Source organism: Streptomyces sp. NBC_00354 (assembly GCF_036106915.1).
Lineage (GTDB): Bacteria > Actinomycetota > Actinomycetes > Streptomycetales > Streptomycetaceae > Streptomyces.
The window spans coordinates 5,092,056-5,118,462 of sequence record NZ_CP107983.1 but is presented as its reverse complement, the minus strand read 5'-3'; the positions used below and the strand labels follow the sequence as shown (position 1 = coordinate 5,118,462).

Genomic DNA, 26,407 nt, shown 5'->3' with positions numbered 1-26,407 from the left:
GACTGCCCCTCCGCCAGTCCTCCTCCGCTGACCCCCGACATCCTGGACTCCTCCGCCATGTTCCGTACCGCCCTGCGCAACGTCCTTGCGCACAAGGCCCGGCTGCTGATGACGGTGCTCGCCGTCACCCTCGGCGTCGCCTTCGTCTCCGGCACCCTCGTCTTCACCGACACCCTCAAGAAGTCCCTCTCCAACCAGTCCGCCAAGAGCTACGAGGGCGTGGCCGTCTCCGTCACCTCGTACGGCCAGGGCCGCAACCAGGCAGGCGAGAAGGAGGGCGAGCCCGGCCTCAGCCAGCAGACCCTCGACAAGGTCAAGGCGCTCCCGGGCGTCGGCTCCGTCTCGGGGCGCGTCGCCGGCTTCGCCGGCGTCGGCGACGAGAACGGCAAGCTGATCGGCTCGGGCTGGTCCAACCAGGGCGCCAACTACACGCCCGTCAAGGACGGCAAGGACCCGCGCTACTCCTTCACCCAGGGCGCCGGCCCGGCCAAGGCCGACGAGATCGCGCTCGACAGGGCAACCGCGGACAAGGGCAAGTACAAGGTCGGCGACAAGGTCCGCGTCGCCACCAACGGCCCGGTCAAGGAGTACTCCCTCGCCGGTGTCTTCACCACCGAGGACGGTGCCGTCCAGGCCGGCGGCAGCCTGGTGCTCTTCGAGACCAAGGTCGCCCAGGAGCTCTACCTCAAGCCCGGCTACTTCCAGGAGATGTCGGTCGGCGCCAAGGACGGCACCTCCGCCGACAAGCTGCTGGCCGACATCAAGCCACTGGTCGACAGCAAGAGCACCAAGGCTCAGACGGGTGCGGCGCTCGCCAAGGAGCAGGCCAAGGAGATCGAGAAGGGCCTGGGCCAGATGGGCACCATGCTGCTCGTCTTCGCCGGCATCTCGCTCTTCGTCGGCATCTTCCTGATCTACAACACCTTCACCATGCTGGTCACCCAGCGCACCAAGGAGCTGGCCCTGCTGCGCGCCGTCGGCGCCAACCGCGGCCAGGTCATGCGCTCGGTGCTCGCCGAGGCCCTGGTCGTCGGCGCCGTGTCGGCCGCCGTCGGCCTGATCAGCGGTGTCGGCCTGGCGGTCGGCATGCGCTCCCTGATCGGCTCCTTCGGCGCCAAGCTCCCGGGCGGTGACCTCGTGATCGCCCCGGGCACCGTCGTCGCTGCCCTGGTCATCGGCATCCTGGTCACGACGATCGCCGCGGTGCTGCCGGCCTGGCGCACCGGCCGGATCGCGCCGGTCGCCGCCATGGGCAGCGCCCACCTGCCGGCCACCGCGAAGTCCCTGGTCCTGCGCAACGTCATCGGTTCCGTCATCAGCGTCCTCGGCGTCGGCCTGGTCATGCTCGGCGTGTCCACGGGCGGCGACGACGGCCGCATGACCATCGGCGCGGGCGCCTTCTTCATGCTCATCGGCATGATCGTGCTGCTGCCGCTGCTCTCCAAGCCGGTCATCGGGGCCGTCCGCCCGCTGCTGCAGAAGGTGTTCGGGATCCCCGGCAAGCTGGCCTCCCAGAATGCCGTCCGCAACCCGCGCCGCACCGCCGTCACCGCCGCGTCCCTGGCGATCGGCCTGACCCTGGTCACCACCCTGTCGGTGCTCGGCATCACCGTGGGCAAGGTCGTCGACCGCATGAGCACCGAAAAGCTCAAGGCGGACTACAAGGTCTCCATGGCCGACGACATGGGCAGCCTCGACAAGTCGGTGGCCGAGACCCTGGCCAAGGCCCCCGGCATCAAGGCCGTCTCCCCGCAGACGAGTGGCTTCTTCAAGGTCGGCGAGGACTTCCGGTCGGCCTCCGGTGTCAACCCGGCCGCCATCGGCCAGCTGCTGAACATCGAGACCGTCAGCGGCTCGGTGGACTCCCTCGGCAAGGGCGAGATCATGGTCGCCGAGAAGACCGCGAAGAAGCAGAACCTCACCGTCGGCTCCACGCTCAAGGTGAAGTACGACGACGGCCAGGAGGGCACCCTCAAGGTCGGCTCGGTCTACAAGGACATGGAGGGCCTGCTCTCCCCGTACGTCATCGACAACAAGATCCTCAGTGAGCACAGCGAGGAACAGTACGTCCGCGAGGTGTACGTCAACGTCGACGGCGGGGCGTCCAAGGCCGGCCAGCAGAAGGTCGTCGACGCCCTGGGCAAGAACCCGGCCATCACCGTCGCCACCCAGCAGGACATGCGCAACGAGATGGGCGGCATGATCAACACCATGCTGAACGTCATGTACGGCCTGCTCGGCATGGCGCTGATCATCTCGGTGCTCGGTGTGGTCAACACCCTGGCGATGTCCGTCTTCGAGCGGACCCAGGAGATCGGCATGCTGCGGGCGATCGGCCTCGACCGGGGCCGGGTCAAGAACATGATCCGCCTGGAGGCCGTCGTGATCTCGCTCTTCGGAGCGACCCTGGGCGTCGGCATCGGCGTCTTCCTCGCCTGGGCGGTCGGCACCACGATGGCGAAGGCCATGCCGAACTACGAACTGATCCTCCCGTGGGACCGGATCGGCATCTTCCTCCTGCTGGCCGCCGTGGTCGGCGTCCTGGCCGCCATGTGGCCGGCCCGCAGCGCCGCCCGGCTGAACATGCTGACCGCCATCAAGACGGAGTAACCATCGCGAGGGCGAGGGACACGGAAGGGCCCCGGGGCGCGCCCCGGGGCCCTTCCCCCGTTTGCACGGAGGCCTGCCGTACGAGGTCTGCCGTACGGGGTCACGCGCCCCAGGTGCGCAGCCGCAGCGGCAGGCCCGAGCGGCCGGCCGCCGCGGACTTCACCGCGAGGACCTGGTTGACGCCGAGCCGGCCGTGCTCGAAGCCGAGCGCCGAGGCCGCCATGTACAGCAGCCAGACCCGGGCCCGCCCGGGCGAGGTCAGCCGTACGGCCGCCTCCCAGTGCTCCTCCAGCCGGGCCACCCAGGCGCGCAGGGTCAGCCCGTAGTGCTCGCGCAGCGCCTCCACGTCGCGGACCTCGAACCCGGCCCGCTCCAGCTCGCCCACCGTCGAGCCCAGCGGGGAGAGCTCGCCGTCGGGGAAGACGTAGGCGTCGATGAACTCGTCGACGCGGTACGCCTCTTCGTCCGGCTCCGGCGGGCGCGCGATCTGGTGGTTCAGCAGCCGGCCGCCGGGGGCCAGCAGGGCGTGCAGGGTGCGGGCGTATTCGCGGTAGCGGTCGGCGCCGACGTGCTCGGCCATGCCGATGGACGAAATGGCGTCGTACGGGCCGTCCTTGACGTCCCGGTAGTCCTGGATCCGGATGTCGACCCGGTCGGCCAGCCCCTCCTCCGCGGCCCGCTTGCGGGCGTACACGGCCTGCTCGCGCGAGAGGGTGATGCCGGTGACGCGGACCCCGTACTCCCGGGCCGCGTGCAGGGCCATGGAGCCCCAGCCGCAGCCGACGTCGAGGAGCCGCAGGCCGGGCTCGAGGCCCAGCTTCCGGCAGACCAGGTCGAGCTTGTCCCGCTGGGCCTCCTCCAGGGTGGAGCCGGGGCTCCAGTAGGCGCAGGAGTACACCATCGAGGGGCCGAGGACGTGCTCGTAGAACTCGTTGCCGACGTCGTAGTGGTGGCTGATCGCCTGCCGGTCGCGGCTCCTGGTGTGCAGCGGGCCGCCGCGGCGGGGCGCCTCCTCGGGCGGCGGCGCGGGCGCCGGCCACGGCCGGGCCAGGGCGACGAGTTCGCGCAGGGCGGCCCGGGCGGCCGGGTCGCGCAGCAGCGCGGCGGTCCCGGCGGCGCCCGCCGCGGCCCGCCCGGGCAGGTGGGGCAGGTGCGGGCGCAGGGCGGCGAGTTTGCCGAGCCCGGAGCGGCGGACCGCCGGCGGGGCCTCGGGTGCGGCGGCGGGATCCCGCTCCCAGAGCAGTCCGGCCACCCGGTCCAGCAGTTCGAACAGGTCACCCTCGACGGTGATGTCGCCGGCGACCCAGGCACGGGCCAGGCCCAGTTCACCCGGTCGCCACAGGACGCGCCGCAGGGCGCGCCGGTTGGCCAGCACCAGGGTGGGGCCGGTGGGCGGTCCGGCCTCGCTGCCGTCCCAGGCGCGAATCCGGACGGGCACGGGGGCGCCCAGCAGTGTCTCGGCAAGAGTGGCCAGCCGCGGCGCGGCGTCGGTCATCGTAGGCACCTCCAGAACGATCCGACCGAACGGCCTACCCATTTCCGGGGCCCGTCAATCGGACACCCCTCCATCGGACACCCCTCCATCGGGCGGACCGCCGGAGGGGCAGCCGGAGGGGCCGGCCGAAGGTCCGCCCCAGCGGCTGCCGGGAACGCCGAAGGGGCCGCCCGCACCACGGATGGCGGGCAGCCCCTTCGGGGACGTGCTGGAGAGTTGCCGGTCAGACCCGGGTCAGGAGGCCTTGGCCTTCGCGGCGGGGGCTGCCGCGGCGGCCGGAGCCGGCGCCGGCTTGGCGGCCTCGTAGAACTCCTCGCGCGGGGTCTCGAGCGCACCGAGGGAGACGACCTCGCGCTTGAGGAACATGGCGAGGGTCCAGTCGGCGAAGACGCGGATCTTGCGGTTCCAGGTCGGCATGGCCATGCCGTGGTAGCCACGGTGCATGTACCAGGCGAGCCGGCCCTTGAGCTTGATCTTCATCTTGCCCATGACGATCATCGCGACGCCCTTGTGGAGGCCGAGGCCCGCCACCGCACCCTTGTTGGAGTGGGCGTACTCGTGCTGCGGGAAGCCCCGCATGCCCGAGATGACGTTGTCGCCGAGGACCTTGGCCTGGCGCAGCGCGTGCTGGGCGTTCGGCGGGCACCAGGCGTTCTCGACGCCGGCCTTGCGGGCGGCCATGTCCGGGACCTGGGCGTTGTCGCCCGCGGCCCAGATGTAGTCGGTGCCCTGGACCTGGAGGGTCGGGGCGGTGTCGACGTGGCCGCGCGGGCCGAGCGGCAGGCCGTAGCGGGCCAGCGCCGGGTTCGGCTTGACGCCTGCGGTCCACACGATGGTGTTGGAGTCGACCTCGAGGCCGTTCTTCAGCACCACGTGACCGTCCACGCAGGAGTCCATGGAGGTGTTGAGGTAGATCTCGATGCCGCGCGACTCAAGGTGCTCCTTGCCCCAGGTGCCGAGCTTGGGCCCGACCTCGGGGAGGATCTTGTCGGCCGCGTCCACCAGGATGAAGCGCATGTCCTCGCGCTTGATGGTGGTGTAGTACTTCGCGGCGTCGCGGGCCATGTCCTCGACCTCGCCGATCGTCTCGGCACCGGCGAAGCCGCCGCCGACGAAGACGAAGGTGAGGGCCTTGCGGCGGACGTTCTCGTCCGTCGTGGACTCGGCCTTGTCGAGCTGCTCGAGGACGTGGTTGCGCAGGCCGATGCCCTCTTCGACGCCCTTCATACCGATGCCCTGTTCGGCGAGGCCGGGGATCGGGAAGGTGCGGGAGACGGCGCCGAGCGCGATCACCAGGTAGTCGAAGGGCAGCTCGTACGCCTCGCCGACGAGCGGCGTGACGACGGCGACCTTGCGGTCCTGGTCGATGCTGGTGACCCGGCCGGTGAGAACCTCTGCCTTGGGCAGCACGCGTCGCAGCGGGACGACGACGTGCCGAGGCGAGATGCTGCCTGCGGCCACTTCGGGGAGGAAGGGCTGGTAGGTCATGTACGACCGCGGGTCGACGACCGTGACGGTCGCCTCGCCATAGCGCATCTTCTTCATGATCCGCTTGGCCGCGTACAGGCCTACGTACCCACCTCCTACAACGAGGATCCTGGGACGCTCCGTGGTGCTCATGCAACGAGTATCCAGCACCCAAAGGGGTGTCGCTCGTGAGCCCCTTCACAAGGTGTCGGAAGGCCTCTGTTACACTGCGCGGCCCACGTGACGGAGGTCATGGCGCCGAACGGGAACCAGGGTGTAACGGGAGTCGTTGTTCACCCGTCCTGAACTGGCCTCCAAGCCCATAAGCGGAGTAGACCACCGGGTTGGTGGATACCTACCGACGAGGCGGGACCGCACCCTCGAAACGCACGAACGCACACGAAAAAGAGGCCTGCGAGCCCCGGGAGCCCCCCAAAGAGACCTTCCCGCGGCCCATCAGGCCCCTTTTCCTTGTGAAGAACTTCACGAACTTTCTGTGGAGGGTGGGACCTAAGGCCCCCGTAAGGGCCCCCAGAGGTCCCCGGCAGGCCCCCCGCGACCCTCGCGCGAGCCCCGCACAAGCCCCCCGCGACCCACCCGTCAGGCGACGGACCAGGCGATTCCGTCGAGGATGTCGTGCTCCGAGACCACGACTTCCGAGGCGCCGATGCGCTCCATGATCGCGAGCAGCACCAGGGTGCCCGCGCCGATGACGTCCACCCGGCCCGGGTGCAGGACCGGGATCGCCGCGCGTTCGGCGTGCACCGACGTCAGCATGCGCTCGGTGATCTCACGGACCTGCTCGTACGAGATCCGGGCGTGGTGGATCGCCGAGGAGATGTACTCCGGCAGCCCGAGGGCGATCCCGGCGACCGTGGTCACCGAGCCGGCCAGGCCCACCAGCGTGCGCGCCTCGGACAGCGGGACCGTCTGCTCCACGAGGTCCAGCGCCGCCTCGATGTCGGCCCGTATGGCGGCGATCTGCTGTGCGGTCGGCGGGTCGGTGACCGCGCCGTCCACCACCAGGTGGCGCTCGGTCATGCGGACGCAGCCCACGTCGACCGAAAGGGCCGCCCGTACGTGCTCCTCGCCGACCACGAACTCGGTCGAACCGCCGCCGATGTCCACCACCAGGAACGGCTTCTCCAGGTGGGTGGTGCCCGTCAGCTCCTTGGTGGCGCCGATGAAGGAGAACTCCGCCTCCTGGCCGCCGGAGATCACCTCGGGCTCGACGCCCAGGATGCCGAGGACCCCCTGGACGAACTCGTCCCGGTTCTCGGCGTCGCGGGAGGCCGAGGTCGCCACGAAGCGCAGCCGCTGCGCACCCAGCTCCTTGATGACCGCCGCGTACTCGCGGCAGGCCGCGAAGGTGCGCTCCAGCGCCTCCGGGGCCAGCCGGCCCGTCTTGTCCACGCCCTGGCCGAGGCGGACGATCGTCATCCGCCGGTCCAGCTCCACCAGCTCGCCGGTCTCCGGGTTGCAGTCCGCGACGAGCAGGCGGATGGAGTTCGTACCGCAGTCGATTCCGGCGACGCGGGTCACGCGTCCGACTCCTTCTGCTCCGCCTTCTCCGCGTTCTCCGCCTTCTCCGCCTTCTCAGCGCACGGGGTGACGCAGGCGCCCTTGGCCCACCACTCCGGCAGCATCGCCAGCGCCTCGTCGCCGAACGGGTTCACCCCGGGCCCGGCGGCCAGCGAGTGGCCGACCAGCACGTGCAGGCACTTCACCCGGTCCGGCATCCCGCCGGCGCTCGGGAAGCCCTGGAGCACCTCGATGGCGTCGCGGCGCCGGATGTAGTCCTCGTGCGCGGCCTGGTAGGCGGCGGCCAGCTCGGGGTCCTCGGCGAGCCGGGCCTGCATCTCCTTCATCACGCCGTTCGCCTCGAGCGTGCCGATCGCGGAGGCCGCGCGCGGGCAGGTGAGGTAGTACGTCGTCGGGAAGGGCGTGCCGTCGGGGAGGCGCGGGGCGGTCTCCACCACGTCCGGCTGGCCGCAGGGGCAGCGGTGGGCGATGGCGCGCAGCCCGCGCGGCGGGCGGCCGAGCTGCTGCTCGAACGCCTCGATGTCCGCGTCGGTCGGCTCGGTCCGGTCGGTCTGGGGCGGGGGCGTCTGCATGCCTGGAGGAAGTCTCTTCGTTCTCGTGGATGGGTGCGGTGCTCGGGTGCGGTACTCGGAGTGCCGTTGCTCGTCACTCGCCGGGGCGGTCGGCCTTGTCGACGCCGTCCCAGACGTTCGAGTACCAGGGCCGGTCAGATCCGGCCGTTCCGGTGCGGTGCCGATCGGCGGCCCCGGCCCCGGGGTCGGTCATGATGTAGCTGATCTCGCCCGGGCGGACGAAGTGCAGGTGCTTGCGCGCCTGCTGCTCCGCGTACGCGTTGTCCTGCCAGCGGGCCTTCTCGTCGCGGAGGCGTTCGAGGCGCCGGCTCGCGGCCTCGGCGGCCCGCTGCTGCTTCGCGATCTCCGAACGCTGGGAGACGTACTGGCGCATCGGATACGCGAGGGCGACGACCAGCGTACAGAGGACGAGCACCAGGAGCGCGGCCCGGCCGGTGAGCCGGCTGCGGCGGACCTGACGGCGCGTCTGCGAGCGGTAGACGTGGGCGGCGGTCCGCTCGCCGAGCTGCTTGAGCCTGGTCGCGGTGGAGAAGGTGGAGAACCGATCCCGGTTCCCGGCCATTGATCCCGCCTCCCCTTGTACGCGGTACGCACTACGCAATACGTCCCCGCACACGGTACGGGACCGAGTGCGGGGACGTACGGAGGCAAGAGCGTGGTTATCCCCTAGCCCTCAGCCCTCAGCCCTCAGCCCTTGAAGCGCGGGAAGGCGGAGCGGCCCGCGTACACCGCGGCGTCGTCGAGGATCTCCTCGATGCGCAGCAGCTGGTTGTACTTGGCGACGCGGTCCGAGCGGGCCGGGGCGCCGGTCTTGATCTGACCGCAGTTCACGGCGACGGCGAGGTCGGCGATGGTGACGTCCTCGGTCTCACCGGAGCGGTGCGACATCATGCACTTGAAGCCGTTGCGCTGGGCCATCTCGACGGCGTCGAGGGTCTCGGTCAGCGAACCGATCTGGTTCACCTTGACGAGCAGGGCGTTGGCGGAGCCCTCCTCGATACCGCGGGCCAGGCGCTCCGGGTTGGTGACGAAGAGGTCGTCGCCGACGATCTGGACCTTGGTGCCCAGCTTGTCGGTGAGGGTCTTCCAGCCGGCCCAGTCGTCCTCGTACAGCGGGTCCTCGATGGAGACCATCGGGTACGCGGAGACGAGCTCCTCGTAGTACTCGGTCATCTCGGCGGCCGAGCGGGACTGGCCCTCGAACTCGTACTTGCCGTCCTTGTAGAACTCGGACGCGGCGACGTCGAGCGCGAGCGCGATGTCCTTGCCGGGGACGTAGCCGGCCTGCTTGATGGCCTCGACGATGAGGTCGAGCGCGGCGCGGTTGGACTCCAGGTTCGGGGCGAAGCCGCCCTCGTCGCCCAGGCCGGTGGAGAGGCCCTTGGTGTGCAGGACCTTCTTGAGGGTGTGGTAGACCTCGGCACCCCAGCGCAGGGCCTCGGAGAAGGACTCCGCGCCGATCGGGGCGATCATGAACTCCTGGATGTCCACGTTGGAGTCGGCGTGCGACCCACCGTTGAGGATGTTCATCATCGGAACGGGCAGCAGGTGCGCGTTCGGACCGCCGAGGTAGCGGAAGAGCGGGAGGTCCGAGGCCTCGGACGCGGCGTGCGCGACGGCGAGGGACACGCCGAGGATGGCGTTGGCGCCGAGCGAGCCCTTGTTGTCGGTGGCGTCCAGGTCGAACATGGCCTGGTCGATCAGACGCTGCTCGGTGGCGTCGTAGCCGACGAGCTCCGGGCCGATCTGCTCGATGACGGCCAGGACGGCCTTCTCGACGCCCTTGCCGAAGTAACGGTTGGGGTCACCGTCACGGAGCTCGATGGCCTCGAATGCACCGGTGGAGGCGCCGGACGGAACTGCAGCACGGCCGGTGCTGCCATCGTCGAGGCCCACCTCGACCTCGACCGTGGGGTTGCCTCGGGAGTCCAGGATTTCCCGGGCTACGACGACGTCGATGGACGGCACGAGCATCTCCTTCTGGGATGTGACGCTGGGTGTGCGGTGGCATGTCAGGCCGTGGGATGGCCCCGCCGACTAGAGCCTAACCGGCTCCGGGCACTCGGCCAGCCGACCGCCCGCCTCCTGGGACGAAAAAGGGCCCGAATACCCGCCTTCCGGTACATAGGACTCTTGACCAAGGGGGGTCCCGGCCCGGTCCGGGGCGGGACCGGGAGGGGAACAGGAGGGGCTCGGGCCGGACAAACGCCGCCGCCCGGCGCGTGGGGGGAGACGCGCCGGGCGGTGGGGATGCTGCGTGTTGTGCTCGCTGCCGCAGTTGTTACGGCAGGGTTCAGCTGAGCTTCAGCTTCTGACCCGGGAAGATCAGGTCGGCGTCCGAGACGATGTCCTTGTTGAGCTCGAAGAGCTTCTCCCAGCCGCCCTTGACGCCGTTGGCCTCGGCGATGGTGCCCAGGGTGTCGCCGGGCTTGACCTCGTACGAGCCGTTGCCGGTCTTCGGGGCCGGGGCCTCGGAGCGCTCGGAGCGGGTCGTCGGAGCCTCGGAGCGCTTCGTCTCCTTCTTCGGCTCGGTCTTCTTCGGCTGGGTCTTCTTGGTCTCGGTCTTCTGCTCCGTCTTCTTCGGGGTGTCGGTCGTACCACCGCCGGTGTAGGAGGAGTTGGAGAGGCCGACGCCGCAGGACGGCCACGCGCCCTTGCCCTGGCCCTTGAGGACCTTCTCGGCTATGGCTATCTGCTGCGACTTGGAGGCCTGGTTGGCCTGCGCGGCGTACGCCTTGCCGCCGTACGCGGCCCAGGTGGAGGACGAGAACTGCAGGCCGCCGTAGTAGCCGTTGCCCGTGTTGATGGACCAGTTGCCGCCGGACTCGCACTGCGCGACGCGGTCCCACTCCGTGGAGGTGGCGGCGGAGGCCGAGCCGGCCGCCATGAGCGGGGCGGCGACGGCGACACCGGCGACGCCGGCGAGCGTGACGATGCGGGTGGTCCGCTGAATGGCCGTGGCGCGGCGGTGCTTGCCCTTGCCGGAAAGCAGCATGGAGTTCTCCTCACCGACGCCTGCGAGGTGAGCTGTCGGGTTCGGGCTGATGAGTGCCCGGCCGTGCGACGAGGCGCACGACTTAACCCCTAGCCGTTTCCGTGACCGTCTCTCAACGGCCGGTCCCGGCGCCTACCTTGGTTCCCCCGCTCCTGCCTTCGGCGCTTTACGCGACGACTGTTCCCTCCGGCCGCCGGCAGGATTCGGCGATGCGGTCGAAGGAGCCCGCGGTGGCGGGCGACTCAGAAGGTAGGCAGGTCTCTCCCCGATGTTCAACGAGGAACACCGGGGAGAAACGGCCCCTACTTGCGCTCCCTTTACGGCCGTTTGCGCAGGTGAGGACGGGGTTTGCGGAAGGCTCCAGGCGGGACACGCCAGTTGACCGGAAGAGACACATGTCTCACTTGCGGATAACGGACATTCAGCTCTTTATGGGTGTCCGAAGTGCCGCTATTCCTAGCTTAGATCCAGGTTCTGGCCGGGCTTGATCAGATCGGCGTCATCGCCGATGACCTGCTCGTTGGCGTGGTAGAGCGCGTTCCAGCCGCCCTTGAGCTTCTTGGCAGACGCGATGGTGGCCAGGCTGTCGCCCGCCTGGACCGTGTACGAGGGCGCCGACGCCCCCTCAGATGCGACGGGCAGCTCGAGGGCGGGCGTACCACGGTGCTTGCCGTTGCCGGAGGTGTCCGGGATGGCGCTCGGGTCGGTGGAGGCGCCCGGGGCACCCGGGGCCGCGGGGGCGCTGGGGTCGGCCGGGACGCCCGGAGCCTTCGGGTCCGCCGGGTTCCCCGGGGTCGTCGGCGCGGTGGGCGTCGTCGGGGCCGTGGGGGTACCCGGGTTCGCGGTCGGGTCGCCCGGGAGCACCGGGGCGGTCGGCGACGTGGACGGCACGTCCGGGTCGGGCATGACGGGCAGTCCGCTGTTCGGCGCGAGCGGCGCCGGCGGGAGCGTGAAGTCCGGGGCCGGAGTCGGGGTCGGGGCGCCGAAGTCCAGTGCCTTCGCTCCGGAGCCGCCCTTCGGGACCGAGTGGTCCGGGCGCGAGGGGCTCGGGGCGACGGGGCCGAGCGTGCCGGGCAGGCCCGGGTCCACGGTCGCGGCGGGGGCCTGCTGGGTCAGCCCGGCAGACTCCGAGCACTGCCCCCACGCCTGGGGGCCCTGGGTGCCCAGCACCCGCTCGGCGACGGCGATCTGCTGCGAACGGCTGGCGAGGTCGGGGCGCTCGGCGAAGTCGAGGCCGCCCGAGGAGTTCCACTGCTCCTGCGTGAACGAAAGTCCGCCGTACGACCCGCTGCCGGAGTTGGCGCTCCAGGAGCCGCCGCTCTCGCACTCGGCGACCTTGTCCCACGTGGAGGTGTCCGCCGCGCTCGCGCCGGTGGCGGCGAGCAGCGGCAGGGCCAAGGCGGAACCGGTGACTCCGGCGGTGACGACTATCGCGGGTACCTGGCGGGGGCGTCTGTGGCGGCCGTTCCCGGAACGCATGAGCTGCACCTTTCGCATAACGGCTGGGTAACGGCAGAACCTAGCCGTCTTAGCACGCTAGTAACAACTCTTGACGGGGGCTGACTTACGGTCAGGCGCCCTTCAGATGTTTCGGGCTGTGAACCTGACGGGAAGAGTGCGCAGGCCACGCATGATCAGACCCCCGCGCCAGCGAAGCTCGTTGGACGGAACAGCAAGTTCCAGATCCGGCAGACGCTTCAGCAAAGTCGCAAGCGCGGTCTGCCCCTCAAGTCGTGCGAGCGGAGCACCCAGGCAGTAGTGGATGCCGTGCCCGTAACCGAGGTGCTGGTTGTCGGTGCGGGAGAGGTCGAGGGTGTCCGGATCGACGAACCGCTCGGGGTCCCGGTCGGCCGCGGCGAGGACGACGAGCACCGGATCGCCGGCTGCGATGTCCTGGCCCCCGAGGGTCAGCGGCTCGGTGGCGAAGCGCCAGGTGGCCAGCTCCACGGGGCCGTCGTAGCGGAGCAGCTCCTCGATGCCGGTCTCCAGCAGGCCGCTCTCACCGGCGGCGAGGGAGTCCTGGAGACGGGTGCGCTGATCCGGGTTCATGAAAAGGGCATGTACCCCATTACCGATCAGATTGACCGTGGTTTCGAAACCCGCGAACAGGAGGATGAAGGCCATCGCCGTGGCCTCGGCCTCCGTCAGGTGGTCCCCGTGGTCGCTCGCGCGGATCAGGTCGGAGATGAGGTCATTGCCCAGATCATCCCTTTTGCGGTGGATGAGTTCACCGAGATAGGTCCGCATCTGCTTCACGGAGCGGGCGACCCCGCCGCGCGGGCCGCCGCCGTGGCGGATCATCATCCCGGCCCAGTCGCGGAAGTCGTCCTGGTCCTCGCGCGGTACGCCGAGCATCTCGCAGATGGCGTAGATGGGGAGCGGGAAGGCGAACTCGTGGATGAGATCCGCTTCCCCCTTGCTCACGAACTGGTCGATGAGGTGATCGGTCAGCTCCTGCACCCGCGGGGTGAACTCGGCCACCCTGCGCGGGGTGAACGCCTTCGACACCAGCCGCCGCAGCCGGGTGTGGTCCGGCGGGTCGATGTTGAGCAGATGCGTCATCAGCTCCGCCTTGCGCTCCCCCGGGATCCCGGTCTTGCCCTTGGCGTGGGCCGGCTCCGCGTGGTGCGCCGGGTTCTTGCTGAGCCGCTGGTCCGCGAGGGCCTGGCGGGCGTCGGCGTACCGGGTGACCAGCCAGGCCTCGACCCCGCTGGGAAGCTTGGTGCGGTGCACCGGGGAGTGCTCGCGCAGCCAGGCGTACGCCGGGTACGGATCGGTCGCGAACTCCCAGTCGAACAGGGTCGGACCCTGGGGAGGAGTGCTGTCTTCGGGGGCTGCGGAGGTCGGCTCGTGCACCCGCTGACCGTATCCCGCGGGCCGGCCGCCATCCCATATGGGTCGTTCGCCGCGGCTGTCCGTAGATCCGCCATCGCTTGACCTCGGGTTCCCCGGCCCTCCTACTTTCGGTTCTGTGGATGCGAGGATCTTGAAGAGCAGTTTCGCGGTGGTGGAGAGAAGGGCCGAGCACGCGGTCAAGTACTTCTACTCCCACCTCTTCTGGCACAACCCCGGGATCCGTGAGCTCTTCCCGGCCTCCGCCGAGGACATGGAACGCCAGCGCGACCGGCTCTTCGCCGCGCTGACCCACGTGGTCGCCCACATGGACGACGAGGGCCTCCTCCCCTATCTCCACGACTATCTCCACGACCTCGGCCGCGACCACCGCAAGTTCCTCGCCAGGCCCGAGCACTACGCGGCCGTCGGCTCCAGCCTGCTCGCCGCGCTCGCCCGGACCTCCGGCGAGGCCTGGACCCCGGGCGTGGAGAAGACCTGGTCCGAGGCGTACCAGGTGGTCGCCGACGCCATGATGGAAGGAGCCGCCGCGAGCGAGGACCCGCCGTGGTGGGACGCCGAGATCGTCCGCCACCTCCAGTACGGGGAGGACATAGGGGTGCTGACGCTGCGCCCGCACGCCCCGTTCCCCTATCTCCCCGGCCAGTACGTGAGCGTGAGCAGCGAGCGGGTCCCGACGACCTGGCGCACGTACTCCATAGGGAACGCCCCGCGCCCGGACGGCACCCTCGACCTGCACGTCAGCCGCATCGAGCACGGCCGGCTCAGCACCGCCCTGGTCCGCGAGGCCCGGCCCGGCGAGATGCTGCGGCTCGGCGCCGCCGGCGGGCAGCTGACCTTCCGCCGCGCCGACCGGCCGGTCAGCTTCATCGCGGCGGGCACCGGCTGGGCACCGATCCGGGCCATGCTGGAGGAGCTCGCCGGGCAGCCCCCCGACCAGGACGTACGGCTCTTCGTCGTCGCGCGGGACGCCGCCCACCTCTACGACCGGCCGCTGATCGACGAGTACGCCGCCGCCTTCGGCTGGCTCGGCGTCACCTACATCACGCCCGCCCCCGGGCAGCACCGCAACGAGGCCACCGGGCGGCTCGCGACCGCGCTCGGCCACCGGGCGCTCTGGCCCGACCAGGACGTCTACCTCAGCGGCCCGCCGCCGTTCATCGACGAGACCGCGTACCTGCTCCGGGAACTCGGCGCCCTCCCCGGCCGGATCTTGCACGACTCCGTACCCGCCGCCGGCACGGGCCACGGCCCGAACGGCCGGCCCCTGGGCTTCGGGGAGTGGTTCCTGAGCCGCCCCGCCCCGCACTGGCACAACCCGTCGGGCCGCGCGCCCCGGTAGGGCCCGTCTTCTGCCGCGGGCTACTCGCCGACGTCCTCGCCAATGCCCTCGCCGATGCCCTCGGCGGCGCGGATCGCGTCCCGGTAGACGCGGGCCGCGGCGCGCAGCGCGGTCTCCGGGTCGACGCCCGCCGCCTCGGCGCGCGCCGCCAGTTCCAGCAGTTCGTACCCGATGCCCTCGCCGCGGGGAAGCTCCACGGCCACGCCGCCCGTGCGGACCCGGCCGGCGAGCTTGGCCGCGAGCGCGAGACCGGGCTGGCCCAGCGGGATCCCGTCGGTGACCGACTCCCGCTGCTTCTCGACCGCCTTGGTGCGCTGCCAGTGCGCGCTGACGTCCTCCGGGGTCTGCGCGTCCGCGTCCCCGAAGACGTGCGGGTGCCGGTGGATCAGCTTCTCGACGAGGCTGCCGGCCACGTCGTCGATGGAGAACGGCTCGGCCCCGTCGCCGGGACGGCCTTCCTCGGCGATGCGCGCATGGAAGACGACCTGCAGGAGTACGTCGCCGAGCTCCTCGCGCAGCGCCTCCCGGTCCCCGTCCTCGATGGCCTCGACCAGCTCGTACGCCTCCTCCGTGGCGTACTTGACCAGTCCCTCGTGGGTCTGGCGCGAGGTCCAGGGGCATTCCCGGCGGACCCGGTCCATCACCTGGACGAGGTCGAGCAGGCGGGCGCCGGGCAGATCGTAGGAGCCGGGCAGCAGCTCGAGGTCGGGCATGTCGACGCGGCCGGAGCCGGCGAGCCGGGCCAGTCCGTCGGTGAGCCGCTGGTCGCCCTCGCCGCCCGGGATCACCACGACCGTGCGGCCCCCGGCGCAGGCCTCGACCAGCGCGTGCGCGTCCGGGGTCTCGTGCGCGACCTCGACGCCCGCCTCGCGCAGGTACGGCAGCTGCGGGTGGCCCGGGTCGGCGCACAGCACCCGGTCCGCGGCGTGCAGGGTCTGCCAGGCCGGCCAGGACAGCAGGCCGGGGGCGACCCGGTGGCTGGCGGTCAGCAGGACGATCCGGCCGGCGCCGGTGTCGTCGGCAGCGGCAGGATCGGCGGCGGGCACGGCGGGGGCGGGTTCGGCGGCGTGGTCATTCACCCTCCGAACCTACCTCCGGACGGGCGGCTCAGGCTCCGGCGGGGGCCTGCTCGGGCCGGGTCCGCTGGACGATCCACGGGGTGTCCTGGTCGCCGAGCACGATCTGCTGCGCGTCCCAGACGCCGTAGCGCGGGTTCACCTCGATGTGCAGCGCCTTCGCGGCGGACGCGAGCTTCTCGACCGCCTTGTCCTGGCTGCCGTAGTGGTCGAAGAGCTTGTCGCGCAGCAGCTTGAAGCGGGCGTCGGCGTCGAGCTGGCCGGGTGCCAGCTGGGCCTGCTCGAGGGCGGCCGCGGCGAGCTTCTCGCTGCCGCCGGCCTTCTCCAGCTGGGCCTTGCGGAAGTCCTGGACCTCCTTCTCGCCGACGCTCACGCCCGCCTCCTTCGCGGCGCGCTCCAGGACGACGGTCTGGATCATCTTGTTGAGCTTGACGCGCTCCAGGCCGGGTGAGGCCTGGATGAGCTGCGCGGCGGTCGGCCCGGACTCGTTCTGCGCCGCGCGGACGTCGCCCACCTGGGCCTGGAGCGCGGAGGTGGTGATCCGTTCGCCGCCGACGACGGCCGCGGTGCCGGGGCGGGCCTGACCCGAGCAGGCGGACAGCAGGGGGGCCGCCGCGAGCAGGGCGGCGGAGACGGAGAGCGCTGTGCGACGGTGCAAAGGAGCCTCCAGGGCCGGGAGATTGTGCGTCGGTGCACAAGGGCCGTGCGGTGATCGATGGTATGCAGTCAAGCTGATCCGAGCCACCGGTTCGACCAACGATTCCCGGGGTGTCGGGGTGCGCATCTGTTGATGTCACAGCCACCCGGCGGCAACCCTTTGGTCCACCGGCGCTGCCAAAGTCGGCCCACCATGTCGACACCGCACCGCTCGCCGCGCCGTCGGAGCCTGCACGGCTCGGCCCTCGCCGCCCTGATCACGGCGGTGGCCGTGTGCGCCGGGGACGCGGCCGCCCGCGTGTTCCCGTACGGGCACCGCCACCGCAGCATCAACGACCTCGGGAACCAGTTCGTCCCCTTCCACGCCCACCTGTGGGACCTCCTGCACGGGCGCGCGGAGGGCGGGCTGCTGCTCAACTGGCAGTCCGGCTACGGCACGAGCTTCCTGCCCGACGTCGGCACCTACCTCTCGAGCCCGTTCGCGGTGCTCGTCGCCCTGTTCCCGCGCGAGGACATCGACCTCGCCGTGTACGTGGTCACCGTGCTCAAGATGGCCGCCGCGGCGGCGGCGATGGCCTGGCTGCTGCGCACGCTGCACCGCGGGCCGTGGTGGGCGGCGGGGCTGCTGGCGGCCTCGTACGCGCTGTGCGGCTGGTCGGTGATCGAGGCCTCGTACAACCCGATGTGGCTGGACGGGCTGATCGCGTTCCCGCTCCTGTGTCTGACGGGTGAATGGGCGCTGCGGGGGCGCCGGCCGGCGGTCGCCGTCCTCGTGGTGGCGCTGTGCTGGACGGCGAACTTCTACACGGCCTACATGGCGACGCTGGGTGCCGCGCTGGTGCTCCTGTTGCAGGTGGTGCTGACCCGCCGGGGGGTACGGGACCGGCTGCGGGTGCTCGTCCGTGGCGCGGGGACGACCCTGCTGGGCATCGCGGTGTCCGCCCCGGTGCTGCTCCCCCTCTTCCTGAGCTCGAAGCAGGCGTACCCGGGGTGGACGCGGCAGTTCGCGCCGGTGTCCTGGCCGGACCTGTTCGCGCGGGTCCTGCCCGCGACGTACTCCTTCTCCTCGCCGGCGCTCTTCGTGGGTACGGGGACGCTGCTGCTGGTGGCGGCCCTGCCGTTCCACCGGGCGGTGCCGACGCCCGCCCGCCTGGGGTGGGCGGGGCTGACGGCGGCCGTCCTGCTCTCCTTCCAGTGGACGCCGACGCACCTGGCCTGGCACGTGTTCGCGACCCCGAACGGCAGCCCGTACCGGCAGACGTTCGTGCTGGCCGGCGTGGCCGTGATCGCCGCGTGGACCGGGCTGGCGACGGCCGGGCCGCCGGGGCCGCGGGCGCTGGCGGCGGGGGCGGCGGTGCTGGCCGCGGCGGCCGTGGCGGCGAGCGGCAGCACGCTGGCGACGACGTGGGGGTTCGCTCTGTTCTGTGGCGGGCTGGCGCTCGCGGCGGGGGCCTGGTGGTGTCTGCGCCACCGCAGGCTGGTCCTCCCGGCGGCCGGGGTGCTGGCGCTGGTGCTGGTCGGCCAGGCCGCGGCGACGACTGCGTTCGGGCACAAGGGCAAGCTGGGCGGCCTGGACGACTACCCCTCGTGGGGGGCGGCGCACACGGCGCGCGCCGAGGCCCTGGCCGGCGCCGAGGGCTGGCCGGCGTACCGCACGGACCCGAGCCGGCCGGCGCTGTCGGGCAACGATCCGCTGCTGCTGGGCGGGGAGGGCGGCGCGTACTACAGCAGCCACACCCCGGACGTGTTCACGCGGACGATGGTGGCCCTCGGGGCGGGCTGGACCTCGCGCGGACGCAACGTGCAGAGCATCGACAACCCGGTGACGGACGCGGTGTTCTCGGTCGGCGCCCGCCTGCAGCCGGACGGCACGATCGGCCGCGCGCAGGTGCCCCCGCTGATCACCATCCGTCCGCCGGGGCCCACGCCGTCGTACGCCGACGACGACGGGCCCCCGTTCGCCAACCAGGAACTCCTGCTGGGCGCCAGGGTGTACGAGGACCCCCTCTCCCCCGGGGTGTGCCGGGCGGGCACCGAGGCCTACCTCTGGGCTCCGGAGTACAACGCGACGGCCCGCCTCGCAGACGGCCCCGCCTTCCGGCTGAACGGCAACGCCCCCCGCAACCGGGCGGCCCTCCAGCCGCTGGGCGCCTCCCGGGGGGCCGCCTCGGCGCTGGTCTTCGACGCCGCCGCGCCCCCGCGCTGGGCCCTGTCCTGCCTGGACCGCGCCCACCTGGACCCGGCGGTGGCCGCGCTCCGCGCGACGGCGCCGACGTCCCTGCGGGTCGGCTCGTCGACCGTGCGCGCCACCGTCCCGGCGGGCACCACGGGCACGGCGGTCCTCTCGTCCCCGGCGATCGCGGGCTGGACCTGCAACGACCGCCCGGCCACGCCGTACCTGGGCCTGGTCTCCGTCCCCATGACCCCGGGCACCACGACGATCACCTGTACGTTCCGCCCCCCGGGCCTCCTCCCGGGCACGGCCGTCGCGGCAACGGCCCTCCTGCTGCTGGGCGCATTCCTCGCGGCGCAGCGGCGCCGCAGGCCCCGGACCGGCAGGCCGGACGTGCCGGGCGCCCGGGAGGCCGACGCCTGCGCGGAGCCCGCCGCGACCCGGGCCTGAGCCGCGGGCGTCAGCGGACCTGGCTCAGCCAGTGCAGGGTGCGGCGGACCTCCGTCGAGAAGGGGTGCGCCGGGCCGTGGACGCGCTCCGCGTCGAACAGGAGGCGGGCCAGGGTGTCGTGGGCCGCGGGGCGGTCGCCCATGGAGAGCAGCAGCTGGGCTATCCGGCGGCGGACCTCCAGCGGGAGGCCGGGGTCCGGGTTGGCGTAGTGGTTCTCGAACAGCGGGAGCAGGGAGCGGTATTCGGCCAGGGCCGCCCCGGGGGCGCCGAGCTGCTCCAGGCACTGGGCCGCGTCGTAGCGGAAGCGCAGGGACTGGGGGTCGCCGGCCGGGAACTCGTCGGCGAGGCGGCGCAGTTCGGGCAGGGCGCGGCGGTACTGGCCGTCGTCCATCAGCGTGGCGGCGTACTGCTTGCGCAGGGAGCGGACCACCGGTGAGTGCTCGCCGTGCTCGGCCGCCGCGGCCGGGAGGATCCCGCCGAGGATGTCCACGGCCTGGGTGAGGCGGCCCTGGTCCAGGAGGCTGCGGGCCTCGTCCACCGCGGCGGGGATGTCCGGCTTCCGGGGCGGCGTCGGCGGTGCGGTCGGCTGCGGCGGGATGGTGGAGGCGCGGTCCGGCCAGGGGGCGTGGGGGCGCAGGAAGGGGCGGGTCGGGTCGAGCGTGCCGGCCGGCGTGCCCTCCTTGGGCAGCAGCGATGCGAGGGCCTCGTACACGTGCTGTGCGGAGGCGGGCCGGTCCTGCGGGTCCTTCGCGAGGAGGTGGAGCAGGACCGCCTCGAGCTGGTGCGGGATCTCGGGGCGCATCCTGCGGACCGGGACCGGCGGCTCGTACAGGTGGCGGTGCAGTACGCCGAGTGCGGTGGACCCGGCGAAGGGAACGTTGCCGCTGAGGAGTTCGTACAGCAGCACGCCCAGGGCGTAGAGGTCGGTGTGGGGGCCCACCGCGCCGCCCATCGCCTGCTCGGGCGCCATGTACGCCGGGCTGCCGATCGGTGTGCCGGTGCTGGTGAGGCGGGTGGTGTCGGTGTCCATCACCGAGGCGACGCCGAGGTCGAGGACCAGCACGGTGCCGTCCGGGCGGATCATCACATTGCGTGGCTTCAGGTCGCGGTGCACGATCGGCACCGCGTGCACGGCCGACAGCACCCCGCACAGCTGGGCTACCACGGCGACCGCCCACGGCCAGGGGTACGGGTCGTGCTGGGCGAGGTGGTCGGCGAGGTCGGTGCCCTCGACGTAGCCCATGACGAGGAACAGCTCGTCGCCGTCACTGCCCGCGTCGTGGACCGTGACCAGGCCCGGGTGGTCCACCTGCGCCGTGACCCGGCATTCGCGCACGAAGCGGCGGCGCAGCTCGTCGGCGACGGAGCCGGGGCCCGCCACCTTGTCGGGGCGCAGCAGCTTGACGGCGACGCGGCGGTCCAGCCGCTGGTCGTACGCCGTCCAGACCTGGCCCATGCCGCCCTGTCCCAGGATGGAGGCGAGCTGGTAGCGCTCGCCGATGATCCGGTCGTCGTCCGTCACCGGGCCGGGCCCTCACCCTCGTTGCCGGGCGTGTTCGGGTTCGCCTGCGGGTTCGGGTGCGGGTGCGGGGTCTGCTTGCGCAGCAGTTCGCTCAGCTCGTCGAGCTCGGCGCGCACCTGTCCGATCCGCGGCGGGGTGGCCGGTGCGGGGGCCGGTGCCGGAGTCGGGGTGGGGATCGGCGTGTGCTGCTGGGCCGGCGGGTATCCGTACGCCGGCCGGGCCTGCTGCTGCGGCGGAACGTATGGCGCGGGCTGCGCCGGGTACCAGGGGGCGGTCGGGGCCGCCGCGCGGGCTCCGTAGTGCCGGATGTCGGCGACGAGGAAGTACACGCAGGTCAGGAAGCCGGTGATGATGATGCCGAAGGCGCCGGTGTTGCCCTGCCAGCCGTCGGTGTCGGGCGTCGGGTCGGCGCCGATCAACGCAATCCAGGCGACGGTGAGCGCGCAGTTGACGGCCAGCAGCCACCAGTCCCGGGGCTTGCGGGTGACGACCGCGAGCCGCAGCATCGTGCCCCAGCCCAGGAAGCCGCAGCTCAGGACGGGCAGCAGGGCGAACAGCACGCGCAGTGCCACGATTCCCCCGGTACTGGGCTGGGGGCCTTGCTGCGGCGGGAGGCCGGGGCCGTGCATCGCTGCTCCTGACGGACCGTGTCGACGAAGTTTCGGGTCTGAGCGTATACAGCGTTTCCGGCCGCCAGTGAGGGGATGCGCGCAACCGTTGCAGGGTCGCCGCACACCTCCGGCCGCCGCGGGCCGCGCCGCCCGGGCGGAAATCGTCGAGGCCCCCTGACCGGCGGCGACTACCCTCGGCAGTCGAGTTGTTGTTCCAAGGGGGAATCCACATGCGGAGCCGGACCATCGGCGTGTCGGTACTGGCCACGACGGCCCTGTTCGGGCTGACGACGGCCTGCCTGCCGGGGGGCGGGGGCAAGGCCGCCGACGTCGGCAGGGCGGCCCGCGCCGCCGAGCAGGCCTCGAACGGGGCCACGCCTTCGCCGACGGCCAAGAACAAGGACAAGAGCACGGGCGTGCTCTCCGACCTGTCGGGCGCCGAGATCCTGAGCCAGTCGTACGAGGCCATGCGCAAGGTCGAGTCGGCCCACGTCGTCGCGAAGGTGCGCGAGGAGGGCAAGCCGATGGAGTTCGAGCTGTCCCTCGACAAGAAGGGCAGCTGCAACGGCGTGATCCGGTACGAGGGCATGGGCAGGATGAACCTCGTCAAGTCCACCGACCTCATCCACTTCAAGGGCGACGAGGACTACTGGCGGGGCGCGGCTGCGCAGAAGCACACCCCGAAGAAGCAGGTGGACGCGATGGTCGCGATGCTCGCCGACCGCTGGCTGAAGGTGCCGCTCTCCGATCCCCGTGCCGCCTCGATGGCCCACGTGTGCGACCTGGGCAAGCTGACGGGCGGCAGCGGCCGGGCCAACCCGCTGGCCCGCAAGGGCGAGACGGTCACCATCGACGGCAAGCAGGCGCTGGCGATCACGACGGCGGCCAAGGAGGGTACGGAGACCGATTACATAGCCACGCAGGGCACCCCGTACATGCTCAAGTCCACCGTCTCCGGGGACGAGACCGGGGAGATCCTCTTCTCCGCGTTCGGTACGCCCGTCGACACGGCCCTGCCGGACGGCGCGGACGTCCTGGACCTGTCGAAGCTGGGCGGCGGCGTCCCCGGCGAGTCGGTCTGAGGCCGACCTCGGCGGGCGGATCCCCGGAAACGCGCGTAGCGTCGCAAAAGGGATACGGAAGGGAGCTCTCGCATGGGGATCTTCGACAGGGCCAAGGAAATGCTGCACGGCCACAGCAAGCAGGCGAAGCAGGCGTCCGACGCCGCGGAGCAGCAGATCAACCAGCGCACCGGCGGCACGTACGAAAAGCAGGTCGACCAGGGCCAGCAGCAGGTCGAGAAGCAGCTGGGCATCGACGACGACCCGAACAGGTAGCCCGCGCCCGAGCAGCCCGCGGCGCGGCCGGAGACCCGCAGGTCACCGGCCGCGCGCCTGGCCGTACGAAGACGCTTACGACCCGAGGATCGTGGTGAGGAACTCCCCGGTCCAGGCCAGCAGTTCCCGCCCGACCAGCGGCTTCCCGCCCACCCGGGCGGTCTTCGGCCGCGGGATCAGCACCTGCGAGGTGGCCGGCTTGAGCACCGCGCCCGGGTAGAGCCGCTTGAGGCGCAGCTCCTGCGATTCGCGCAACTCCACCGGCCCGAAGCGGATGTTGGGCCCCTGGAGGGTGATGTCACCGACCCCGCAGGCCCGCGCCAGCATCCGCAGCCCGGCCACCAGCAGCAGGTTCTCCACCGGCTCCGGCAGCTTGCCGTAGCGGTCGTGGAGCTCCTCGCGTACGGCCTTGACGTCCGCCTCGGAGTTCGCCGACGCGATGGACCGGTACGCCTGGAGGCGCAGCCGCTCGCCGGGCGCGTAGTCGTGCGGGACGTGTGCGTCGACCGGCAGCTCGATCTTGACCTCGAGCGGCGGCTCCTCCTCCACCCCACCCTCGACGGCCGCCCGGTAGTCGGCCACGGCCTCGCCGACCATGCGGATGTAGAGGTCGAAGCCGACGCCCGCGATGTGCCCGGACTGCTCGCCGCCGAGCAGGTTGCCCGCACCGCGGATCTCCAGGTCCTTCATCGCCACGTACATGCCGGCGCCCATCTCGGTGTGCTGGGCGATCGTCGCGAGCCGCTCGTGCGCGGTCTCGGTCAGCGGCTTCTCCGGCGGGTAGAGGAAGTACGCGTACCCGCGCTCGCGCCCTCGGCCCACGCGGCCGCGCAGCTGGTGCAGCTGGGAGAGGCCGAAGTTGTCGCCGCGCTCCACGATGAGGGTGTTGGCGTTGGAGATGTCGATGCCGGACTCGACGATCGTCGTCGAGACGAGCACGTCGAACTTCTTCTCCCAGAAGTCCACGACGACCTGTTCCAGGGACTGTTCGGACATCTGCCCGTGCGCGGTCGCGATCCGCGCCTCGGGGACGATCTCGCGCAGCTTGGCGGCCGCCCGGTCGATGGACTCGACCCGGTTGTGGATGTAGAAGCACTGGCCCTCGCGCAGCAGTTCGCGCCGGATGGCCGCGCCGATCTGCTTCTCCTCGTACGGGCCGACGAACGTGAGCACCGGGTGGCGCTCCTCGGGCGGGGTGGTGATGGTCGACATCTCGCGGATGCCGGTCACCGCCATCTCCAGGGTGCGCGGGATCGGGGTCGCGGACATGGTCAGCACGTCGACGTTGGCGCGCAGCTTCTTCAGCTGCTCCTTGTGCTCGACGCCGAAGCGCTGCTCCTCGTCGACGATGACCAGGCCCAGGTCCTTGAACTTGGTCTCCTGCGAGAAGAGCCGGTGCGTGCCGATGACGATGTCGACGGAGCCCTCGCGCAGGCCCTCCAGGGTGGCCTTGGACTCGGTGTCGCTCTGGAAGCGGGAGAGTGCCTTCACGTTGACCGGGAACTGGCTGTAGCGCTCGGAGAAGGTCCCGAAGTGCTGCTGAACCAGCAGTGTGGTGGGGACGAGGACGGCGACCTGCTTGCCGTCCTGGACCGCCTTGAAGGCGGCGCGGACTGCGATCTCGGTCTTGCCGTAGCCGACGTCGCCGCAGATCAGCCGGTCCATGGGGACGGACTTCTCCATGTCCTCCTTGACCTCGGCGATGGTGGTGAGCTGGTCGGGGGTCTCCGCGTACGGGAAGGCGTCCTCCAGCTCGCGCTGCCAGGGGGTGTCGGGGCCGAAGGTGTGGCCGGGGGCCGCCATGCGCGCGCTGTACAGCTTGATCAGGTCGGCGGCGATCTCCTTGACCGCCTTCTTGGCGCGCGCCTTGGTCTTGGTCCAGTCGGCGCCGCCGAGCCGGTGCAGGGTCGGGGCCTCGCCGCCGACGTACTTGGTGACCTGCTCCAGCTGGTCGGTCGGGATGTAGAGGCGGTCGCCGGGCTGGCCGCGCTTGGCGGGGGCGTACTCGACGAGGAGGTACTCGCGGGTGGCGCCCTGCACGGTGCGCTGGACCATCTCGATGTAGCGGCCGACGCCGTGCTGCTCGTGGACGATGTAGTCGCCGACGCCCAGGGTGAGGGGGTCGATGGACTTGCGGCGCCGGGTCGGCATCCGGCCCAGGTCCTTGGTGGCGGTGCGCTGGCCGGTCAGGTCCGTCTCGGTGAGGACGGCGATCTTGAGCGCGGGGTCGACGAACCCGTTGTCGAGGGAGCCGCACGCGACGTGGACGATCGACGGCTCCAGGCTGCGCAGATCGGCCTCGAGCCGGGCCGCGATGCCCTCGCCGCCGAGCACCTCGACGGTGCGTGCGGCCGGGCCGTGGCCCTCGGTGAGGTAGACGGTGTGCCAGCCCCCGGCGATCCAGCCCTTGGTGTCGGCGAGCGCCCGGGCCGTGTCGCCGCGGTAGGCCTCGGGGGCGTGCATGCCGAGCTTCAGAACCGCCGGCTCGTCGGCTGTTGTCGCTGTGCCGCCGGCCGCCTCGTCGGCGGCGAAGGGGGACACCGACCACCACATCATGCCCAGTTCGCGCGCGTGCTCCCGGACGTCCGCGATCCCGCGCAGCGAGGCCGCACCGACGTCGATGGGGGCCGCGCCGCCGCCGGCGGTGGCCGCCCAGGAGGCCATCAGGAACTCCTGCGAGGTCGCCACCAGGTCGGCGGCCCGGGTGCGCACCCGCTCCGGGTCGCACACCACGGCCATGGACCCGGCCGGCAGGACGTCGATCAGCAGTTCCATGTCGTCGACGAGGACCGGGGCGAGGGACTCCATGCCCTCCACCGCGATCCCTTCGGCGATCTTGTTCAGCAGTTCGCCGAGCTCGGGGTGCTCCTCGGCAAGGGCCGCGGCCCGCTCCCGTACCTCGCCGGTCAGCAGCAGCTCCCGGCAGGGCGGGGCCCACAGGCCGTGCTCGGCAACCTCCAGGGACCGCTGGTCGGCGACCTTGAAGTAGCGGATCTCCTCGACCTCGTCGCCCCAGAACTCCACGCGCAGCGGGTGCTCCTCGGTGGGCGGGAACACGTCGAGGATGCCGCCGCGCACGGCGAACTCCCCGCGCTTCTCGACGAGCTCGACGCGGGAGTACGCGGCCGCGGCCAGCGCCTCGGTGATCTCCCCCAGATCGGCGCTCACGCCCTGGCGCAGGCTCACCGGGACCAGGTCTCCGAGCCCCTTGACCTGCGGCTGGAGCACGGACCGGATCGGCGCGACGACGACGGAGACGGGCCCTGCGGCCGGGTCGTCCTTGCTCGGGTGCACGAGGCGGCGCAGTACGGCGAGCCGCCGGCCCACGGTGTCGCTGCGCGGCGAGAGCCGCTCGTGCGGAAGGGTCTCCCAGGACGGGTACTCGGCCACCTCGTCGGGCGGCAGGAACGAGCGCAGCGCCGCGGCCAGGTCCTCGGCCTCCCGCCCGGTGGCGGTGACCGCGAGCACGGTCCGCTCGGTCCTGGCGGCCAGCGCGGCGATGACGAAGGGCCGTGCGGCCGGCGGTCCGACGAGGTCCACGTGCATGCGGTTGCCGTCGCCGGCCGCGGTGACCGCCTCGGCGAGGGCCGGGTCCCGGGTGACGGCGTCGAGCAGTCCGTGCAGGCTCATGAAAGGAGACTTCCGTCCGGTGAAGGGGCAACGCGAAGGGCCCGACACGTCTCACGGGCCGGGGCTTCCCACCCT

The 26,407-nt window shown here is 71.6% G+C and carries 19 protein-coding genes and 1 riboswitch; of the genes, 5 read left to right on the top strand and 14 right to left on the bottom strand.

Going from position 1 to position 26,407, the window contains the following annotated elements; genetic code table 11:
• Positions 1–57: 57 nt before the first annotated feature.
• Complete coding sequence (locus OHT74_RS23440) at positions 58–2,610, top strand: ABC transporter permease (RefSeq protein WP_328621300.1); 2,553 nt, start codon at positions 58–60, stop codon at positions 2,608–2,610.
• A 100-nt stretch (positions 2,611–2,710) separates the two neighbouring features.
• On the opposite strand, the gene OHT74_RS23435 is transcribed toward OHT74_RS23440, so the two are convergent.
• The 9 genes from OHT74_RS23435 to OHT74_RS23395 form a co-directional block, all read right to left on the bottom strand.
• On the bottom strand, positions 2,711–4,105 hold the full coding sequence (locus tag OHT74_RS23435) for a cyclopropane-fatty-acyl-phospholipid synthase family protein (RefSeq protein ID WP_328621299.1): 1,395 nt from the start codon (positions 4,103–4,105) through the stop codon (positions 2,711–2,713).
• Positions 4,106–4,339: 234 nt separating this feature from the next.
• Positions 4,340–5,725, bottom strand: coding sequence for an NAD(P)/FAD-dependent oxidoreductase (locus tag OHT74_RS23430; RefSeq protein WP_266666397.1), 1,386 nt, complete (start codon positions 5,723–5,725; stop codon positions 4,340–4,342).
• Between the two features lie 447 nt (positions 5,726–6,172).
• Positions 6,173–7,114, bottom strand: coding sequence for a Ppx/GppA phosphatase family protein (locus OHT74_RS23425; protein WP_328621298.1), 942 nt, complete (start codon positions 7,112–7,114; stop codon positions 6,173–6,175).
• On the bottom strand, positions 7,111–7,686 hold the full coding sequence (locus OHT74_RS23420; protein WP_328621297.1) for a DUF501 domain-containing protein: 576 nt from the start codon (positions 7,684–7,686) through the stop codon (positions 7,111–7,113). The genes OHT74_RS23425 and OHT74_RS23420 overlap by 4 nt, the downstream gene beginning before the upstream one ends.
• Before the next feature lie 73 nt (positions 7,687–7,759).
• Positions 7,760–8,248, bottom strand: coding sequence for an FtsB family cell division protein (locus OHT74_RS23415; RefSeq protein ID WP_266666391.1), 489 nt, complete (start codon positions 8,246–8,248; stop codon positions 7,760–7,762).
• Positions 8,249–8,373: 125 nt separating this feature from the next.
• The gene (gene eno, locus OHT74_RS23410) at positions 8,374–9,660 is read right to left on the bottom strand and encodes a phosphopyruvate hydratase (protein ID WP_037793436.1); all 1,287 of its coding nucleotides are present in this window, start codon (positions 9,658–9,660) and stop codon (positions 8,374–8,376) included.
• Positions 9,661–9,979: 319 nt separating this feature from the next.
• Entirely contained in the window at positions 9,980–10,681 is a 702-nt protein-coding gene (locus tag OHT74_RS23405) for a transglycosylase family protein (RefSeq protein ID WP_266666387.1), read from the bottom strand.
• 2 nt (positions 10,682–10,683) lie between these two features.
• Positions 10,684–10,855, bottom strand: a riboswitch (cyclic di-AMP (ydaO/yuaA leader).
• Between the two features lie 282 nt (positions 10,856–11,137).
• Complete coding sequence (locus OHT74_RS23400) at positions 11,138–12,160, bottom strand: LysM peptidoglycan-binding domain-containing protein (protein ID WP_328621296.1); 1,023 nt, start codon at positions 12,158–12,160, stop codon at positions 11,138–11,140.
• 102 nt (positions 12,161–12,262) lie between these two features.
• Positions 12,263–13,537: a cytochrome P450 family protein gene (locus OHT74_RS23395; RefSeq protein ID WP_328621295.1), complete on the bottom strand. Its 1,275-nt coding sequence runs from the start codon at positions 13,535–13,537 to the stop codon at positions 12,263–12,265.
• Between the two features lie 130 nt (positions 13,538–13,667).
• Here OHT74_RS23395 and OHT74_RS23390 point away from each other — a divergent pair, with 130 nt between their 5' ends.
• Entirely contained in the window at positions 13,668–14,876 is a 1,209-nt protein-coding gene (locus OHT74_RS23390; RefSeq protein ID WP_328621294.1) for a globin domain-containing protein, read from the top strand.
• A gap of 20 nt (positions 14,877–14,896) precedes the next feature.
• Here OHT74_RS23390 and OHT74_RS23385 read toward each other — a convergent pair whose 3' ends face one another.
• Both OHT74_RS23385 and OHT74_RS23380 read right to left on the bottom strand, forming a co-directional pair.
• Complete coding sequence (locus OHT74_RS23385; protein ID WP_328623376.1) at positions 14,897–15,922, bottom strand: nucleoside triphosphate pyrophosphohydrolase; 1,026 nt, start codon at positions 15,920–15,922, stop codon at positions 14,897–14,899.
• 61 nt (positions 15,923–15,983) lie between these two features.
• Positions 15,984–16,610: a SurA N-terminal domain-containing protein gene (locus tag OHT74_RS23380; protein ID WP_266666379.1), complete on the bottom strand. Its 627-nt coding sequence runs from the start codon at positions 16,608–16,610 to the stop codon at positions 15,984–15,986.
• Between the two features lie 192 nt (positions 16,611–16,802).
• Between OHT74_RS23380 and OHT74_RS23375 the strand changes: the two genes are divergently transcribed.
• Positions 16,803–19,232 carry a YfhO family protein gene (locus tag OHT74_RS23375; RefSeq protein ID WP_328621293.1) on the top strand — a complete coding sequence of 810 codons (2,430 nt, stop codon included), beginning with the start codon at positions 16,803–16,805 and terminating at the stop codon, positions 19,230–19,232.
• Positions 19,233–19,242: 10 nt separating this feature from the next.
• Here the strand turns inward: OHT74_RS23375 and OHT74_RS23370 are convergent, their stop codons facing one another.
• On the bottom strand, positions 19,243–20,754 hold the full coding sequence (locus tag OHT74_RS23370) for a serine/threonine-protein kinase (RefSeq protein ID WP_328621292.1): 1,512 nt from the start codon (positions 20,752–20,754) through the stop codon (positions 19,243–19,245).
• Positions 20,751–21,326: a hypothetical protein gene (locus OHT74_RS23365; protein ID WP_328621291.1), complete on the bottom strand. Its 576-nt coding sequence runs from the start codon at positions 21,324–21,326 to the stop codon at positions 20,751–20,753. Before OHT74_RS23365 ends, OHT74_RS23370 begins: the two co-directional genes overlap by 4 nt.
• 269 nt (positions 21,327–21,595) lie before the next feature.
• Here OHT74_RS23365 and OHT74_RS23360 point away from each other — a divergent pair, with 269 nt between their 5' ends.
• Positions 21,596–22,447, top strand: coding sequence for a hypothetical protein (locus tag OHT74_RS23360; RefSeq protein WP_266666373.1), 852 nt, complete (start codon positions 21,596–21,598; stop codon positions 22,445–22,447).
• A 72-nt stretch (positions 22,448–22,519) separates the two neighbouring features.
• Positions 22,520–22,702: an antitoxin gene (locus OHT74_RS23355; RefSeq protein WP_328621290.1), complete on the top strand. Its 183-nt coding sequence runs from the start codon at positions 22,520–22,522 to the stop codon at positions 22,700–22,702.
• Positions 22,703–22,777: 75 nt separating this feature from the next.
• Here the strand turns inward: OHT74_RS23355 and mfd are convergent, their stop codons facing one another.
• Positions 22,778–26,332: a transcription-repair coupling factor gene (mfd, locus tag OHT74_RS23350; protein WP_328621289.1), complete on the bottom strand. Its 3,555-nt coding sequence runs from the start codon at positions 26,330–26,332 to the stop codon at positions 22,778–22,780.
• Positions 26,333–26,407: the final 75 nt, after the last annotated feature.

Bases quoted from the DNA above. Each gene is read 5' to 3' on its own strand.
- OHT74_RS23440 (WP_328621300.1), top strand. From the start codon at position 58: ATGTTCCGTACCGCCCTGCGCAACGTCCTTGCGCACAAGGCCCGGCTG.
- OHT74_RS23435 (WP_328621299.1), bottom strand. From the start codon at position 4,105: ATGACCGACGCCGCGCCGCGGCTGGCCACTCTTGCCGAGACACTGCTG.
- OHT74_RS23430 (WP_266666397.1), bottom strand. From the start codon at position 5,725: ATGAGCACCACGGAGCGTCCCAGGATCCTCGTTGTAGGAGGTGGGTAC.
- OHT74_RS23420 (WP_328621297.1), bottom strand. From the start codon at position 7,686: ATGCAGACGCCCCCGCCCCAGACCGACCGGACCGAGCCGACCGACGCG.
- OHT74_RS23415 (WP_266666391.1), bottom strand. From the start codon at position 8,248: ATGGCCGGGAACCGGGATCGGTTCTCCACCTTCTCCACCGCGACCAGG.
- eno (WP_037793436.1), bottom strand. From the start codon at position 9,660: ATGCTCGTGCCGTCCATCGACGTCGTCGTAGCCCGGGAAATCCTGGAC.
- OHT74_RS23405 (WP_266666387.1), bottom strand. From the start codon at position 10,681: ATGCTGCTTTCCGGCAAGGGCAAGCACCGCCGCGCCACGGCCATTCAG.
- OHT74_RS23400 (WP_328621296.1), bottom strand. From the start codon at position 12,160: ATGCGTTCCGGGAACGGCCGCCACAGACGCCCCCGCCAGGTACCCGCG.
- OHT74_RS23375 (WP_328621293.1), top strand. From the start codon at position 16,803: ATGTCGACACCGCACCGCTCGCCGCGCCGTCGGAGCCTGCACGGCTCG.
- OHT74_RS23360 (WP_266666373.1), top strand. From the start codon at position 21,596: ATGCGGAGCCGGACCATCGGCGTGTCGGTACTGGCCACGACGGCCCTG.
- OHT74_RS23355 (WP_328621290.1), top strand. From the start codon at position 22,520: ATGGGGATCTTCGACAGGGCCAAGGAAATGCTGCACGGCCACAGCAAG.
- mfd (WP_328621289.1), bottom strand. From the start codon at position 26,332: ATGAGCCTGCACGGACTGCTCGACGCCGTCACCCGGGACCCGGCCCTC.